This window comes from Streptomyces sp. NPDC026417, assembly GCF_055567695.1.
Window position 1 is genome coordinate 127,319 of record NZ_JBVHPY010000006.1, and the last position, 14,083, is coordinate 141,401.

The 14,083-nt window shown below is 72.3% G+C and carries 17 protein-coding genes, 1 pseudogene and 1 riboswitch; of the genes and pseudogenes, 11 read left to right on the plus strand and 7 right to left on the minus strand.

Features of this window, described 5'->3' with window-relative positions:
* Nucleotides 1–121 precede the first annotated feature (121 nt).
* A pseudogene (locus ACZ4NT_RS11920) lies at nt 122–415 on the plus strand (aminotransferase class I/II-fold pyridoxal phosphate-dependent enzyme); the annotation flags it as partial.
* Between the two features lie 63 nt (nt 416–478).
* Here the strand turns inward: ACZ4NT_RS11920 and ACZ4NT_RS11925 are convergent.
* Both ACZ4NT_RS11925 and ACZ4NT_RS11930 read right to left on the minus strand, forming a co-directional pair.
* A complete protein-coding gene (locus ACZ4NT_RS11925; RefSeq protein WP_121408544.1) occupies nt 479–703 on the minus strand; it encodes a DUF397 domain-containing protein in 225 nt (74 codons plus the stop codon).
* 9 nt (nt 704–712) lie between these two features.
* Complete coding sequence (locus ACZ4NT_RS11930) at nt 713–1,570, minus strand: helix-turn-helix domain-containing protein (protein WP_467724974.1); 858 nt, start codon at nt 1,568–1,570, stop codon at nt 713–715.
* 249 nt (nt 1,571–1,819) lie between these two features.
* On the opposite strand from ACZ4NT_RS11930, the gene ACZ4NT_RS11935 reads away from it, so the two are divergent.
* Nucleotides 1,820–2,272 (plus strand): ATP-binding protein, encoded by a 453-nt coding sequence (locus tag ACZ4NT_RS11935; protein ID WP_121408542.1) that lies wholly within the window; start codon nt 1,820–1,822, stop codon nt 2,270–2,272.
* Between the two features lie 254 nt (nt 2,273–2,526).
* On the opposite strand, the gene ACZ4NT_RS11940 is transcribed toward ACZ4NT_RS11935, so the two are convergent.
* The 4 genes from ACZ4NT_RS11940 to ACZ4NT_RS11955 form a co-directional block, all read right to left on the minus strand.
* Nucleotides 2,527–3,060: a DUF6328 family protein gene (locus ACZ4NT_RS11940; protein ID WP_467724977.1), complete on the minus strand. Its 534-nt coding sequence runs from the start codon at nt 3,058–3,060 to the stop codon at nt 2,527–2,529.
* 80 nt (nt 3,061–3,140) lie between these two features.
* Nucleotides 3,141–3,614, minus strand: coding sequence for a C40 family peptidase (locus ACZ4NT_RS11945; protein ID WP_121408540.1), 474 nt, complete (start codon nt 3,612–3,614; stop codon nt 3,141–3,143).
* Between the two features lie 3 nt (nt 3,615–3,617).
* Nucleotides 3,618–3,782: riboswitch (cyclic di-AMP (ydaO/yuaA leader) on the minus strand.
* Nucleotides 3,783–4,204: 422 nt separating this feature from the next.
* The gene (locus ACZ4NT_RS11950) at nt 4,205–4,513 is read right to left on the minus strand and encodes a hypothetical protein (RefSeq protein WP_121408539.1); all 309 of its coding nucleotides are present in this window, start codon (nt 4,511–4,513) and stop codon (nt 4,205–4,207) included.
* A gap of 7 nt (nt 4,514–4,520) precedes the next feature.
* On the minus strand, nt 4,521–5,156 hold the full coding sequence (locus ACZ4NT_RS11955) for an ATP-dependent Clp protease proteolytic subunit (protein WP_467724980.1): 636 nt from the start codon (nt 5,154–5,156) through the stop codon (nt 4,521–4,523).
* Between the two features lie 167 nt (nt 5,157–5,323).
* On the opposite strand from ACZ4NT_RS11955, the gene ACZ4NT_RS11960 reads away from it, so the two are divergent.
* Nucleotides 5,324–5,599, plus strand: coding sequence for a type II toxin-antitoxin system Phd/YefM family antitoxin (locus tag ACZ4NT_RS11960; RefSeq protein ID WP_121408537.1), 276 nt, complete (start codon nt 5,324–5,326; stop codon nt 5,597–5,599).
* Between the two features lie 160 nt (nt 5,600–5,759).
* Here the strand turns inward: ACZ4NT_RS11960 and ACZ4NT_RS11965 are convergent, their stop codons facing one another.
* The gene (locus ACZ4NT_RS11965) at nt 5,760–6,797 is read right to left on the minus strand and encodes an ABC transporter permease (protein WP_467724982.1); all 1,038 of its coding nucleotides are present in this window, start codon (nt 6,795–6,797) and stop codon (nt 5,760–5,762) included.
* A gap of 149 nt (nt 6,798–6,946) precedes the next feature.
* Here ACZ4NT_RS11965 and ACZ4NT_RS11970 point away from each other — a divergent pair, with 149 nt between their 5' ends.
* The 8 genes from ACZ4NT_RS11970 (at nt 6,947) to ACZ4NT_RS12005 (ending at nt 14,078) form a co-directional block, all read left to right on the plus strand.
* Nucleotides 6,947–7,576 carry a TetR/AcrR family transcriptional regulator gene (locus ACZ4NT_RS11970; RefSeq protein ID WP_467724984.1) on the plus strand — a complete coding sequence of 210 codons (630 nt, stop codon included), beginning with the start codon at nt 6,947–6,949 and terminating at the stop codon, nt 7,574–7,576.
* A 190-nt stretch (nt 7,577–7,766) separates the two neighbouring features.
* Nucleotides 7,767–8,069 (plus strand): urease subunit gamma, encoded by a 303-nt coding sequence (locus ACZ4NT_RS11975; protein ID WP_121408721.1) that lies wholly within the window; start codon nt 7,767–7,769, stop codon nt 8,067–8,069.
* A gap of 15 nt (nt 8,070–8,084) precedes the next feature.
* Nucleotides 8,085–8,396, plus strand: coding sequence for an urease subunit beta (locus ACZ4NT_RS11980; RefSeq protein WP_121408534.1), 312 nt, complete (start codon nt 8,085–8,087; stop codon nt 8,394–8,396).
* Complete coding sequence (locus ACZ4NT_RS11985) at nt 8,389–10,110, plus strand: urease subunit alpha (protein ID WP_467724987.1); 1,722 nt, start codon at nt 8,389–8,391, stop codon at nt 10,108–10,110. Before ACZ4NT_RS11980 ends, ACZ4NT_RS11985 begins: the two co-directional genes overlap by 8 nt.
* The gene (locus ACZ4NT_RS11990; RefSeq protein WP_467724989.1) at nt 10,110–10,784 is read left to right on the plus strand and encodes an urease accessory protein UreF; all 675 of its coding nucleotides are present in this window, start codon (nt 10,110–10,112) and stop codon (nt 10,782–10,784) included. The genes ACZ4NT_RS11985 and ACZ4NT_RS11990 overlap by 1 nt, the downstream gene beginning before the upstream one ends.
* 125 nt (nt 10,785–10,909) lie before the next feature.
* On the plus strand, nt 10,910–11,593 hold the full coding sequence (ureG, locus tag ACZ4NT_RS11995) for an urease accessory protein UreG (protein WP_121408531.1): 684 nt from the start codon (nt 10,910–10,912) through the stop codon (nt 11,591–11,593).
* Entirely contained in the window at nt 11,590–12,345 is a 756-nt protein-coding gene (locus tag ACZ4NT_RS12000) for an urease accessory protein UreD (RefSeq protein WP_121408720.1), read from the plus strand. Before ureG ends, ACZ4NT_RS12000 begins: the two co-directional genes overlap by 4 nt.
* 137 nt (nt 12,346–12,482) lie before the next feature.
* Nucleotides 12,483–14,078 (plus strand): alpha/beta hydrolase, encoded by a 1,596-nt coding sequence (locus ACZ4NT_RS12005; protein WP_121408530.1) that lies wholly within the window; start codon nt 12,483–12,485, stop codon nt 14,076–14,078.
* The last annotated feature ends 5 nt before the right edge of the window (nt 14,079–14,083 follow it).

Below are 14,083 nucleotides of genomic sequence, written 5' to 3' on the forward strand. Positions count from 1 at the left end.
GCAACACACCGCCACAGGACAGAGCGTCTTCCTCCCCCGCTGTGTTGCGGCCCCCCCCCCCCCCCCCCCCCCCCCCCCCCCCCCCCCCCCCCCCTCCCCTCCCCCCCCCCCCCCCCCCCCCGAGCCCGGGCGGGCGGCGCGGGCCCGCGAAGTGGCGACGGCCCTGCACACGCGTCTGACGGCCGAGGGCCTGGAGGCGGTACGGCCGGACGCCGCCGTCGTCTCCGTGCGGGCACCGTCCCCGGAGCGGGCGGTGGCCTGGGCGGCCGACTGCCGTGAGGCGGGCCTCGCCGTCGGCTGCTTCCGGCCGCCGTCCGTACCCGACGGCATCTCGCGGCTGCGGCTGACCGCCCGCGCCGACCTGACCGAGGAGCAGATCGAGCACGCCGTACGGGTGATCAGCCGGACGCGGTGAACGCGGCGGCCACCGGCTCGGCGGTCCGGTGCGAGGGACCCGCGGGGCGCGGGGGGCCGGGAGTCAGCTCAGTGCGGCGATGAACCCCTCCCAGGCGGCGGGGGCGAAGAGCAGGGCGGGCCCCGCGGTGTTCTTCGAGTCGCGCACGGCCACCAGTCCGGCCCAGGGGCCCGGTCCCGGCAGCGCGGTCTCGACGCAGTTGTTCATACCGGTGCTGCGGCTGCTGCGCAGCCACCGCACGCCGTGCAGAGAGGTACTGGAAGGTACGTACCGAGGCAGTGCGGGCATGGTGCCTCCTCACGCGCCGTCACGTATCGCGGCGATGTAATCCACGGACTCCTCGGGCGAAAGGGCGTGGATCCGAAGGGTGTCGAAGGCCTCGCTGTAGGCCTGGAGGTCTTCTTTCCGTTCGAGATAGAGGCTACTCGTCATGTGGTCAAGAACAACCACATCCAGATCAGAAGTGTTCGGAAACGAGAAGATAACGAAAGGTCCGGTGATTCCGATGTGGGCTCCGAACGCGAACGGAAGCACCTGCAGCCGCACTTGAGGAAGGTGCGCCGCCTCCAGCAGACGTTCCAGTTGCCGTTCCATCACCGCACGTCCGCCGACCGTCCGCCGCAGGACGGCCTCGTCGAGCACGGCGCTCAGTTCCAGGGGCGGATTCGAACGCAGCACGTCCTGCCGGGCCAGCCGCACCTCCACCAGAGCGTTCAGCTTGCCGTCCTCCAGCCCCTCCACGGCGGCCCGGGTGACCGCCCGTGCGTACTCGGGCGTCTGCAGCAGTCCGGGCACCACGGAGGTCTCCAGCGTGCGCATGGTGCTCGCCTGCGACTCCAGACTGATGAAGTCCCGGTACGCCGGGGGGAGTACACCCCGGTAGGCGTGCCACCAGTGGTGACGTCCGCCGCCCTCGGAGCCGGCCAGTCCCACGAGCAGCTCCCGCAGTTCGGGACTGCGGACGCCGTACGCGTCGAGGAGCCGGCGCACGTCCGGCGGCTTCGCGCCGCTGGTGCCCGTCTCGATCCGGCTCACCTTCGACTGGTGCCAGCCGACGAGCCGGGCCGCCTGGCCGCTGGTGAGTCCCGCCCGGGTGCGCAGCGCGCGCAGTTCGGCGCCCAGCTTGCGGCGCCGCACCGCTGGACCGTGTCGCATGGCCGCCTCCTTCCGCCCGCTGAGCGGCGTTCACGGCGACGGTAGAGGATGAGCCCGGTGCCCGGCCAAATGGGCTCGCTCGTCGGAGAGTTCACCGCTTCGAGCGACAGATATATGCATATCTCGGTGGATCGCGCCCGCGACGCCTGCGGTGGTGGCAGTCTGGCGCGAAGCACCAGTCCGGGACCGTACTCGAACCATCCGCTCCGTGTCGGACTACGGGTCCCGTGGGAAAGGGACGACGTCGCCATGGCAGATCACCAGGAAGCATCCGTCACTCTGCCGAGCGATCCCGCCTCGGTCTCCGCGGCCCGAAAATACGTCACCGGCGTCCTCGCCGAATGGGGTCTGCCCGGTGACGCGGAAGTCGCCGAAACCGTCCGCCTGATCGTGTCCGAGCTCGCCACCAACGCCGTCCAGCACACCCTCGGCCAGTCCCCGACGTTCACCGTCGACCTCACTCTCGAACGGGACGAGCACCTCCGCATCGGCGTCACCGACAGCCATCCGCGGCTCCCGAAACGGTTGCCCGCCGCGGTCCAGCAGGACAACGGCCGAGGCCTGGTCATCATCCGCTGGCTGACCGCCGAGTGCGGCGGGAAGATGATCGTCCGGCCCACCCGGGAGGGCGGCAAGACCGTCGCGATCGAGCTGCCCTGGTCGATCCCCGCCCAGCCGGTGACGGCCGGACAGGAGCCTTGACGCCGCGACTGCCGTACCCCCGGCTCGCGGACGATGGACACGGCACCCGGCGCCTCCGCCACTCCTGGCCCGGCACCCACCGCCGCTCGGCCCGGCGCGCCCCGGCCGGCACCGCCCCGCGCTCCCGAGGACCCCGCTGCCGGCCTTCATCGTGGTCGGGCCGGCCCTGGTGCCTGTTCCGGTGGCCGCGCCGCCCCCTGGACCGCCCGGGAGGCCGCCTGGGCATTCCGGGCGGTCCAGGGCTGCCGCGGCCGTCACGGGCGGCGCGACGACGCTTCCCGGTCCCGTGAACCTGCCGGAGACCCCGTCGACCGGAGGGTGCGCCGCACGAGCCGGGGCAGGACGCCCCACAGCGCCGCGCAGACGGCCAGCGTGCCGGCCGCCGCGCCGATCCCCGCGCCCCTGCCCAGGGTCACGTCCACGACGAGCAGGACGGAGCCGGTGAACGCGAACATCAGGACGCACAGCCCGGCCGAGGCCAGCGCCGAGGACACCCGCACGATGGTGGCCTTGGCGTTCTGCTGGAACAGCGAGCGGTGCAGGGCCGCCGGCGTCACGAACAGGGCCGCGGCCAGCACGGCGAGCAGCAGCGTGGTGACGTACGTGGCGCGCTGCACCGTGTCGAGGGACGGGAACCGCTGGGTGAACGCCAGGGTCAGCAGGAAGGCGAACAGGATCTGCACGCCGGTCTGGACGACGCGCAGCTCCTGGAGCAGCTCGGCGAAGTTGCGGTCGGCGCGCTCGGGAGGCGTCTCGTTCCGCGCGGGCTGAGGGTGTCGGTCGGCCATGTGCGGACGAGTATCCGCCGAGGGCCGTGGTCACGCCCCCGGAGGGGCGACGACTCCTGCCGTCGCCCCTCCGGCACGGGTCAGCCGACCCGGCCGTACCAGACGCTCTTCGTCCAGATCTTCGTGAGCTTCACGACCTCTCCGGTCTTCGGCGAGTGCCAGATCCGTCCCTTCCCGGCGTAGATGCCGACGTGGTAGACGTTCCGGCCCGAGTGGAAGAAGACGAGGTCGCCGGCCTTGCGGCGCGAGGCGGAGACGTGGTTCGTCTTGTTGTACTGCGCCGCGGCCGTACGAGGCAGCTTCTTGCCGGCCTTCTTGTACGAGTAGAGCGTGAGCCCGGAGCAGTCGAAGCGACGCGGCCCCGTGGCGCCGTACTTGTACGGGGCACCCTTCTTGGAGGCCGCGATCTGGAGTGCCTTCGTCGCCGTCGAGGCGGCCGCGGCGTCGGTTGCGACGCCGGGTACCACGAGGCTGCCGCCCACGGCGGCGATGGTGAGGGCCGAGGCCGTACCGGCCCTGGTCCACAGCGACGGGACACGATTGAGCGCAGTCATGCGCAACCCTTCGTCAGCCGCCTGTGAAGGATGACCTGTCGGATTCGGGCTGGCGAAGTAGCCCGGCCGCGGTGTGCGGCTTCACCCCAAGGACCGCCCGGATCTCTCCGGCGGACCGTCGTGCTGGGTCCTCCACTCCTGCCGATCCACTTCTGTCGACCGGTCATCCGGGCGGCGGCAGGACTCGGCGTCCGCCCGGACCGCCCCGCCGCTGTGGCGGGGGCTTGTCGTCGGAGGGATCTTCACTCATGGATGTCGGAAAATCCGAACGGAACCGGGGATTTGTGGGGTTACTCACCACTCACCCGTTCGGGTGGACACCCCCCAATTCGAACGGGGGTTGGGGGTGTCGACCATGCTCGCACCTGCGGCGGAACGCTTCATTCCGGCCTTGGTGTACGCGCGTTGCGCAAGTCGGGGGGGCTCGGAAAAGGGTGCGCGTCTACGCCATTGGGGGGTACGCCGTTCGGTGCGTTTGAGTCCCGGCCCGGACGTCACGTCGAGTGCGCCCGGACCGGCCCGGGTTGCCGGTGTGTCAGTCGGCCGTCGTCACGCGCGGGGCGGCACCGGCTGCCCCGGCCCGGGGCGCGTCAGGCGTCCGCCGCCGGCGGCAGGGCGACGCGCGCGGTCCGCCGCTCGCCGTCGAGGACCCGCAGTGCCCGGGCGAGGGTCGGCGCGTGCACTTCGCTCTCGCCCCGCTGGTGCATCAGAGTGAGCGCGTCCCGCAGCGCCGTCGCCTTGGCGACCAGCGCCTGGGCGGCCCGCAGCCCGCGATAGGTGTCCCCCGGGCGCGCCGGGTTGATCCGGCCGAGCAGATCGACGACGTCGAGGTAACGGTCGATCAACTCCGCCTCGGCGCGGGTGAGCGCGGGCAGGGGAGGCAGTTCGGGTGGCAGCATCCGCGCCTCACCTCCCGTCGGCCGGGACACCCGGCGGCCTGCGGCCCGGCACGACCCGGTCCACCAGCCCGTACGCCACCGCCGCCGGCGCGTCCAGGATCGTGTCCCGCTCGACGTCCGCGGCGATCCGCTCGGGACTTCGCCCGGTGTGCCGGACGAGCATCTCCTCCAGGGTCCGGCGGGTGCGGGCCGACTCCGCGGCGCGCAGCGCCAGATCGCTCGCCCGGCCCGCCATCGGCCCGGAAGCCGAGGGCCGGCGGATCAGGATGCGCGCACCGGGCAGCGCGGCCCGCTTGCCCGGCGTGCCCGCGGCCAGCAGCACCGCCGCGGCGGACTCGGCCCGGCCCAGGCAGACCGTCTCGACGTCGCAGGTCACGGACCGCATCGTGTCGTAGATCGCCGCCATCGCCCGGAACGAGCCGCCGGGGGAGTTGATGTACAGCGAGATGTCCCGGTCCGGGTGCTGGTGTTGGAGGTGCACGAGCCGGGCCACCACGTCGTTCGCCGACGTGTCGTCGATCGGCGTACCGAGGAGGACGATCCGTTCGTCGAACAGCTCCGCATGGGGGGCCGGCGTCCCGGTGCCCGCGCCGGGATGTTCGGTGAACTCGGGCGGGACATGGCGATCTGACGGTTCGTTCATGGCTCGCGCCTCCTCTGGGGGCTCCTGTAAAAAATGTACAAGGCGTACAGAGGGCGGGCGGAGTTTCTCGCTGACAGCAGAGAGCCCGCCGAGCCGCTCGCAGCGGGGATGGAGGGCCCTCTCCGCGTTCTCGGGAGGTCCCGGACCCCAGGTCTAAGCTGGGGAACATGGCCTACGAGATTCCGGTGACGCAAGCCAGGGCTGAGCTCGCCGATCTGATCAACCGCGTGGTGTACGGCGGCGAACGGGTCGTCGTGACGCGGCACGGGAAGCCCCTGGTCGCCCTGGTCTCCGCCGCCGACCTGGAGCGGCTCGAAAAGCTCCCCGACACGGCGGACGAGCAGGTGGTCGGCGCCGTCTCCAACGTCCGCGAGATCACCCCCGTCGCGCGCGAGCGGCACCGCTTCGGCATCGCCGCCGAGCATCGGGGACCGACCTCCTAGACCCCCGGCGCCCGGCCGCGCGGACGACCCTGCGCCGCGCACCTCGACCCGGCCGCATCCCCGCCCCGTACGGCACGACCGTGCCCCCGTCCGCTACGGCGGGGGCACGGTCTGCTTTTCGGGGCACGGCGCCCGCGGGGGTCGCGCTCGCCGGCCGGGGTCAGCGCGCCGGTGCGGGCTCCCGTTCGCGGTCGGCCGCGGCCCGCGGGGCCGTGCGGCGCCCCGCGGGGAGGCCGCGCAGCAGGACGGCGCCCAGGCCCAGCGCGGTCCAGCAGGCCAGCGTCAGTGCGGGGCCGGTCGCCGCGGCGCCGTCGAAGAACGAGACGGAACGCAGCAGGGACGTCCCCGCACCCGGCGGCAGCCACTGGCCGATCGCCCCGACGGGTTCCGGCAGCATCTCGGGGGCGGAGGCGGCGCCCGAGAAGGGGTTGCCGAGCAGGACGACCAGCAGGGCCCCGACCGCGATCCCGGGTGGTCCGGCGAGGGCCGCGAGTCCCGCGACGGCGGCGCTCACCGCCAGGGTTGACAGGCCGAACGCGGCGGCCTCGGCCCACCAGTCCCCGGAGAGCACGCCGAGCCAGCTGTCCGCGAGGGACGCGGCCACCAGCCCGACCAGGGCGGCGGCCCCGGTCAGCGCGACGACCGCGCGCACCCCGCGCAGGCCGAGCAGTGTCGTGACCGCACCGGCCGCCACACCCGCCAGCGCCAGGGGCAGCACACTGGCGCCCAGCACGGCGCCGCGCGGGTCTCCGGCAGCGGTGGGGACGACGTCGGTCGTCCTGATCCGGGAACCCTTCGGTGCCTGCTCGGCCATCGCCTGCTGCAGGAACTGCGCCACGAGCGGGCTCGCGGCCGACGCGGTGAGCAGCTCGGGACCCCGGTCGGTGACGACCACCGCTCCGTATACGGTCCGGTCCGCGATGGCGTCCCGGGCCGCGGCCTCGTCGGCGTACCGGTGGACCTCGAAGGCGCCCGGGCGGGCCTCCAGTCGCTCCTGCAGCGACCCGGCGGCGTTCGCCGGGCCGGCCACGCCCAGCGGGAGATCGTGCGGGGCCAGCCGGGCGGAGGGCCAGGCGAAGGCCCAGAGCGCCAGGGCCACCAGAACCGGGACCAGCACGATGACCGCGACCACGCGACGGCCTCGCGGCACGGACGGCGCGGGTGCCCCGGTGGGCGGGGCGGAGGTGGTGGCGGACATGGTCCTCCTCGATTCGCTACGGACGCTGGGGCTCGGGTCGGGCATCGAGCAGCGGGATGTAAAAAGAATGATCGTTCGTTTTAGTTGTCCCCACTCTCCTTCGACTCCCGTGGCTTGTCAAGAAGGAATGTTCGTTTTACTTTGCTGCCATGGCCCGTGTGTCCCAGGAACACCTCGATGCCCGCCGACGGCAGATCCTCGACGGCGCGGCGCTCTGCTTCGCCCGCAACGGGTTCCACGCCACGTCGATGCAGGACGTCCTCAAGGAGGTGGACCTCTCCGCGGGAGCCGTCTACCGCTACTTCAGCGGGAAGGAGGAGCTGATCGCCGCCATCGTCACCGAGGTGCTGGACCAGGTCCGCGACAGCTTCGAGGAGGCCGCCCGGCAGAGCCCGCCCCCGCCGCCCGACATGCTCGTGCGGCGCGTCCTCGACGAGGTGCTGGGGGCCGGGCGCGGGCCGGCGCACGACCGGTCCACCCCGCTTCCGCGGCTGATCGTCCAGGTGTGGACCGAGACCCTGCGCAACGACGCCCTGGCGGCGGTGCTCGGTGAGGGGTTCGCCAAAGTGCGCGCCGTCTGGGTGAAAGTGGTCGAGGGGTACCAGGCGGCGGGGATGATGCGGGACGACGTCCCGGCCGAGAGTGTCGCCCGGACCATGATCGCGCTGGCTCAGGGGTTCGTCGCGCAGATGGCGCTGTTCGGGGCCGTGCCCGCCGACGTCGTCCAGGAGGGGCTGCGCGGCCTGACGAGTATGGGGGAACCCAGCTCGCGGTCATGAGTGGATCAAGGGCTGGTTAACGTACTTGAAACTCCGTCCAACTAGCCTGCCGATCCACGCCACCAGGGGTTTTTGTATCCGGATTGAGTGCGATCGCGCAATCTGTCTGTGTGTTACACCTATCCCGGCGCGGTGGCTGCGGCAGCCGGACCCCGCACGGTCCGGAGCGAGGACTGTGAGGTGGGACGCCGTGCAACTGACCCCGCACGAGCAAGAAAGGCTGCTGATCCATGTGGCCGCCGACGTGGCCGAGAAGCGCCGGGCCCGCGGACTGAGACTGAATCACCCCGAGGCCGTCGCCCTCATCACGTCGCACATCCTCGAAGGCGCCCGGGACGGCCGGACCGTCGCCGAACTCATGTCCTCCGGACGCAGGTTGCTCACCCGGGACGACGTCATGGAGGGCATCCCCGAGATGATCCACGACGTCCAGGTCGAGGCGACCTTCCCGGACGGCACCAAGCTCGTCACCGTCCACGACCCGATCGTCTGACGGGGGAGCGGCCCGATGATTCCCGGAGAGATCCTGTTCGCCGACGGACCCGTCGCCTTCAACGAAGGCCGTGAGGTCACCCGGCTGACCGTCCTCAACGCCGCCGACCGGCCCGTCCAGGTCGGCTCCCACTACCACTTCGCCGAGGCCAACCCCGGCCTGGACTTCGACCGGGCCGCCGCGCGCGGCAAGCGGCTCGACGTCGCCGCCGGCACGGCCGTGCGCTTCGAGCCGGGGATCCCCGTCGAGGTCGCCCTCGTTCCGCTCGCCGGCGCCCGCGTGGTGCCCGGACTGCGGGGGGAGACCGGAGGTGCCCTCGATGCCTGAGATCTCGCGTGCCGCGTACGCCGACCTGTTCGGACCCACCACCGGCGACCGGATCCGGCTCGCCGACACCGATCTGCTGATCGAGATCGAGGAGGACCGCTGCGGCGGACCCGGACGCGCCGGTGACGAGGCGGTGTTCGGCGGTGGCAAGGTCATCCGGGAGTCGATGGGCCAGGCGCGTGCCACGCGTGCCGAGGGCACCCCGGACACCGTGATCACCGGTGTCGTCATCGTCGACCACTGGGGCGTCGTCAAGGCCGACGTCGGCATCCGCGACGGCCGGATCACCGGCATCGGCAAGGCCGGCAACCCCGACACGATGGACGGCGTCCACCCCGACCTCGTCATCGGGCCCGAGACCGAGATCATCGCCGGCAACGGCCGGATCGTGACGGCCGGTGCCATCGACGCGCACGTCCACCTGATCTGCCCGCAGATCGCCGACGAGGCGCTGGCGTCCGGGATCACGACCCTGGTCGGCGGTGGCACCGGCCCCGCCGAGGGCTCCAAGGCCACCACCGTCACGCCCGGCCCCTGGCACCTGGCGCGCATGCTGGAGGCGATGGAGCAGTACCCGCTCAACATCGGCCTGCTGGGCAAGGGCAACACCGTCTCCCACGAGGCGATGCTGTCGCAGATCCGCGGCGGGGCCCTCGGCCTGAAGATCCACGAGGACTGGGGGTCGACGCCCGCCGCGATCGACGCCGCCCTGACCGTGGCCGACCGCACGGGCGTCCAGGTCGCCATTCACACGGACACGCTCAACGAGGCCGGGTTCGTCGGCGACACCCTCGCGGCCATCGCCGGCCGGACGATCCACGCGTACCACACGGAGGGCGCGGGCGGCGGTCACGCCCCGGACATCATGACCGTGGTCTCCGAGTCGCACGTGCTGCCCAGCTCCACGAACCCGACCCGGCCGTTCACCGTCAACACCGCCGAGGAACACCTCGACATGCTGATGGTCTGCCACCACCTCAACCCGTCCGTCCCCGAGGATCTGGCCTTCGCTGAATCCCGGATCAGGCCCTCCACGATCGGGGCGGAGGACATCCTGCACGACCTGGGCGCCATCTCCATCATCTCCTCCGACTCCCAGGCGATGGGCCGGGTCGGCGAGGTCGTCATGCGCACCTGGCAGACGGCTCACGTGATGAAGCGCCGCCGCGGAGCGCTCCCCGGCGACGGACGCGCGGACAACCACCGGGTACGTCGCTATGTCGCCAAATACACGATCAACCCGGCGCTGGCGCAGGGCCTCGCCCGCGAGATCGGCTCCGTGGAGACCGGCAAGCTCGCCGACCTCGTGCTGTGGGAACCCGCCTTCTTCGGCGTCAAGCCGCACCTCGTCATCAAGGGCGGGCAGATCGCCTACGCGCAGATGGGCGACGCGAACGCCTCCATCCCGACCCCGCAGCCGATCCTGCCGCGGCCCATGTTCGGGGCGATCGGGCGGGCTCCGGCCGCCAACTCGCTCAACTTCGTGGCGCAGCCCGCGATCGAGGACGGGCTGTCCGAACGGCTCGGGCTCGGCAAGCGCTTCGTGTCCATCGAGTCGACGCGGGCGGTGACCAAGGCCGACATGCGGGAGAACAGCGCGCGCCCGCAGGTGCGCATCGACCCCGACAGTTTCGCCGTGCACATCGACGGGGAGCTGGTCGAGGCGGAACCGGCGGCGGAACTGCCCATGGCCCAGCGTTACTTCCTCTTCTGATGTCGCGCGCTGCACTGCTCCTCCTGGCGGACGGCCGCTTTCCCGCCGGGGGGCACGCCCACTCCGGCGGGGCCGAGGCGGCCGTCAAGGCCGGTCGGATCACCGGCGCGGCGAGCCTCGAGGACTTCTGCCGGGGACGGCTGCACACCACCGGTCTGGTGTCGGCCGCCCTGACCGCGGCGGCGGCGGCCGGCGCCGATCCCCGTGCGCTGGACTCGGCGGCGGACGCCCGCACCCCGTCACCCGCGCTGCGCGCCGCCGCGCGACGGCTCGGGCGGCAACTCGTGCGGGCCGCCCGCGCGGCCTGGGCGAGCCCCGAACTGGATGAGCTGGTGCGGCAGTTCCCGAAGGGAGCCCACCAGCCCGTCGTCCTGGGGGTGGCCGCCCGGGCCGCCGGACTGGAGCCGGACGACGCCGCCTACTGCTCGGTGTACGAGAGCGTGAGCGGTCCCGTCACGGCGACGGTACGGCTGCTGAGCCTCGACCCCTTCGAGGCGACCGCCGTACTGGCCCGGCTCGCACCCGAGCTGGACCTCGTGGCACGCGCCGCGGCCGACGCCGCCCGGCGGGTGCCCGCCGACGGGGTCGACGCGCTGCCGGCCGCCGCCTCTCCGCTGCTGGAGATCGGGGCCCAGGCGCACGCCGCCTGGTCCGTGCGGCTGTTCGCTTCCTGATGTCCCGGGAGGGGGTGTCCCCTCCGTCCTGCCCGTTCCGTGTCCGGGGCTCCGCCCCGGACCCCCGTACCGGTCCGACGGCCTCGTCCTCGACGGCCGGACGGGCCGAGACCAGGAGCCGCACCATGCATCTCGACCACTCCCGCCTCCACGACGGGCCCTCCGTCGTCGGGGCCGACGCCCACCGGGCCGACGGCAGCCGTCGCGCGCTGCGCATCGGGCTCGGCGGGCCCGTCGGGTCCGGCAAGACCGCGACCGTCGCCGCGCTCTGCCGGGCGCTGCGCGACGAGCTGTCCCTTGCCGTCGTGACGAACGACATCTACACACGCGAGGACGCCGAGTTCCTGCTGCGGGAGGCGGTGCTGCCGCCCGAGCGCATCTCGGCCGTGGAGACCGGGGCCTGCCCGCACACCGCCATCCGCGACGACATCTCCGCCAACCTCGAAGCGGTCGAGGACCTGGAGGACGAGCTGGGTGCCCTGGACCTCATCCTGGTGGAGTCCGGGGGAGACAACCTGACGGCGACCTTCTCCAAGGGGCTCGTCGACGCGCAGATCTTCGTGATCGACGTCGCCGGCGGTGACGACATCCCGCGCAAGGGCGGCCCGGGTGTGACCACCGCAGACTTGCTCGTGGTGAACAAGACGGACCTCGCGCCCCACGTCGGCTCCGACCTCGGCCGGATGGCCGCCGACGCCAAGGCGCAGCGGGCCGAACTGCCCGTCGTCTTCCAGTCGTTGCGCACCGAGGCCGGGGTGTCGGAGGTCGCCGACTGGGTGCGCCGGTGCCACGCCGCGTGGACGGCATGACGGCAGGGGTACGGGCCACCGCACGGATCGCGGCCCAGCACGACGGCAGGGGCGGTACCTCGCTGCCGGTGCTGGAGGGCGAAGGCCCGCTGGCTCTGCGCCGCACCCGCGCGCAGGGCACCGAGGCGCGCGTGATGATCGTCGGCGCGATGAGCGGACCGCTCGGCGGTGACCACCTCACCGTGGAGGCCCGGGCGGGCGACGGTGCCCGGCTCCACGTCGGCTCGGCCGCCGCGACCATCGCCCTGCCGGGCCAGGCGAAGGGCGAGGCACGCTACGACGTCCGGCTCACCGTCGCCGCCGGGGGCGAACTCCACTGGATGCCCGAGCAGTTGATCTCCGCCAGGGACAGTGAACTGCGCGTGCGGGCCCGGGTGGACCTGGCGGCCGGTGCCCGGCTCGTCTTCCGGGAGGAGCAGGTGCTCGGACGGGCCCATGAGGAACCGGGGCGGCTCACCAGCCGTCTCACGGTGTGCCTGGACGGGACGGCGCTGCTGGACCAGGAGCTGTCCTGCGGGCCCGGCGCGCCCGGTGGCTGGGACGGCCCCGCCGTGCTGGGCGGCCATCGTGCTCTCGGTCAACTCGTGGTCGTCAGGCCCGAGTTCGAGCGGGCTCCGGTGGACGCTCGGCTGTTCGGGGAGTCCGCCGCACTCGTCCCGCTCGGCGGTCCCGCCGTCCTCGTGACCGCCCTCGCGCCGGACGCGCTGGGGCTGCGCAGGACGCTCGACGAAGCGCTGCGCACGCTGGGCTGACCCACCCCACTCCGCTCAACGGAGCAACGCGCACCGGTTATCGGATTAGTAAAGAAGACAGGTCCCCCCTGTTCTCAGGGGGCTCCCAGCCGAAAGGATCCCCGTACCAATCGCAACCATGTACGGGGAGGTCCCACTTGAGTGGTATCAGACCGACTAGGCGGGTGGCAGCGCTCGGCTCGGCCGGAGCGCTCGTCACCGCGACCCTGATAGCCGGTGCGGTCGCGGCGCCGTCGGCAGCGGCCGACACGCGCCACGGTCAGGACCGGGAGGCCCGGGGTGCCGCGATCGCGGCGGCCAAGGCCGCCAAGGCCGGGATCGACTGGCAGGACTGTCCGGCCGACTGGGGCTTCGCCAAGCCGATCCAGTGCGGTTGGGTCACGGTGCCGCTCGACTACGCGCGTCCGAACGGCAAGCAGATCAAGCTCGCCGTCGACCGCATCGGCAACACCGGGACCAAGGAGGAGCGCCAGGGCGCCCTCGTCTACAACCCGGGCGGCCCCGGCGGCTCGGGCATGCGCTTCCCGACCCGGGTGACCAACAAGAACCCGATCTGGGCGAACACCGCGAAGGCGTACGACTTCGTGGGCTTCGACCCGCGCGGTGTCGGCCACTCGGCACCCATCTCCTGCATCGACCCGCAGGAGTTCGTCAAGGCGCCCAAGGCGGACCCGGTCCCCGACTCCGAGGCGGACAAGCGCGCCCAGCGCAAGCTCGCCGCCGAGTACGCGGACGGCTGCGCCGAGCGCAGCGGCGACATGCTGCCGCACATGACCACGCCGAACACCGCACGCGACCTGGACGTCATCCGGGCCGCTCTCGGCGAGAAGAAGCTCAACTACCTGGGCGTCTCCTACGGCACGTACCTGGGCGCCGTCTACGGCACGCTCTTCCCGGGTCACGTCCGCCGCATGGTCGTCGACAGCGTGGTCAACCCGTCGCGCGAGAAGATCTGGTACGAGGCCAACCTCGACCAGGACGTCGCCTTCGAGGGCCGCTGGAAGGACTGGGAGGACTGGGTCGCCAAGAACGACGCGACCTTCCACCTCGGTGACACGCGTGCCGAGGTCCAGGACCAGTGGCTCAAGCTGCGGGCCACCGCGAAGAAGAACCCGCTCGGTGGCGTCGTCGGACCGGCCGAGCTGATCGGCTTCTTCCAGAGCGCCCCGTACTACGACTCCTCGTGGGTGCCGGTCGCGACCGTGTTCAGCAAGTACGTCGCCGGTGACACCCAGGCGCTCGTCGACGCGGCCGCCCCGGACCTGTCGGACGTCGCGGGCAACAAGGCCTCGGAGAACGGCAACGCCGTCTACACCGCGGTCGAGTGCACCGACGCCAAGTGGCCCACCAGCTGGAAGAAGTGGGACCGGGACAACACGCGGCTCAACAAGGACTACCCGTTCATGACGTGGGCCAACGCGTGGATGAACCTGCCCTGCGCCACGTGGCCGGCCAAGCAGCAGACCCCGGTGAGCGTGAAGACCGGCAAGGGTCTCCCGGCCGTCCTGATCGTGCAGTCCACCGATGACGCCGCCACCCCGTACGAGGGCGCCGTCGAGCTGCACAAGCGGTTCAAGGGCTCCCGCCTGATCACCGAGAAGGACGCGGGCTCGCACGGTGTGACCGGTCTGGTCAACCCGTGCATCAACGAGCGGGTGGACACCTACCTGCTCACGGGCAAGACGGACGCGGCCGACGTGACGTGCGCTCCGCACGCCACGCCCAAGCCGTAACCGGC

Coding starts and splice junctions, on each gene's coding strand:
- ACZ4NT_RS11925 (WP_121408544.1), bottom strand. CDS start 703: ATGCCCGCACTGCCTCGGTACGTACCTTCCAGTACCTCTCTGCACGGC.
- ACZ4NT_RS11930 (WP_467724974.1), bottom strand. CDS start 1,570: ATGCGACACGGTCCAGCGGTGCGGCGCCGCAAGCTGGGCGCCGAACTG.
- ACZ4NT_RS11935 (WP_121408542.1), top strand. CDS start 1,820: ATGGCAGATCACCAGGAAGCATCCGTCACTCTGCCGAGCGATCCCGCC.
- ACZ4NT_RS11940 (WP_467724977.1), bottom strand. CDS start 3,060: ATGGCCGACCGACACCCTCAGCCCGCGCGGAACGAGACGCCTCCCGAG.
- ACZ4NT_RS11945 (WP_121408540.1), bottom strand. CDS start 3,614: ATGACTGCGCTCAATCGTGTCCCGTCGCTGTGGACCAGGGCCGGTACG.
- ACZ4NT_RS11950 (WP_121408539.1), bottom strand. CDS start 4,513: ATGCTGCCACCCGAACTGCCTCCCCTGCCCGCGCTCACCCGCGCCGAG.
- ACZ4NT_RS11955 (WP_467724980.1), bottom strand. CDS start 5,156: ATGAACGAACCGTCAGATCGCCATGTCCCGCCCGAGTTCACCGAACAT.
- ACZ4NT_RS11960 (WP_121408537.1), top strand. CDS start 5,324: ATGGCCTACGAGATTCCGGTGACGCAAGCCAGGGCTGAGCTCGCCGAT.
- ACZ4NT_RS11965 (WP_467724982.1), bottom strand. CDS start 6,797: ATGTCCGCCACCACCTCCGCCCCGCCCACCGGGGCACCCGCGCCGTCC.
- ACZ4NT_RS11970 (WP_467724984.1), top strand. CDS start 6,947: ATGGCCCGTGTGTCCCAGGAACACCTCGATGCCCGCCGACGGCAGATC.
- ACZ4NT_RS11980 (WP_121408534.1), top strand. CDS start 8,085: ATGATTCCCGGAGAGATCCTGTTCGCCGACGGACCCGTCGCCTTCAAC.
- ACZ4NT_RS11985 (WP_467724987.1), top strand. CDS start 8,389: ATGCCTGAGATCTCGCGTGCCGCGTACGCCGACCTGTTCGGACCCACC.
- ACZ4NT_RS11990 (WP_467724989.1), top strand. CDS start 10,110: ATGTCGCGCGCTGCACTGCTCCTCCTGGCGGACGGCCGCTTTCCCGCC.
- ureG (WP_121408531.1), top strand. CDS start 10,910: ATGCATCTCGACCACTCCCGCCTCCACGACGGGCCCTCCGTCGTCGGG.
- ACZ4NT_RS12000 (WP_121408720.1), top strand. CDS start 11,590: ATGACGGCAGGGGTACGGGCCACCGCACGGATCGCGGCCCAGCACGAC.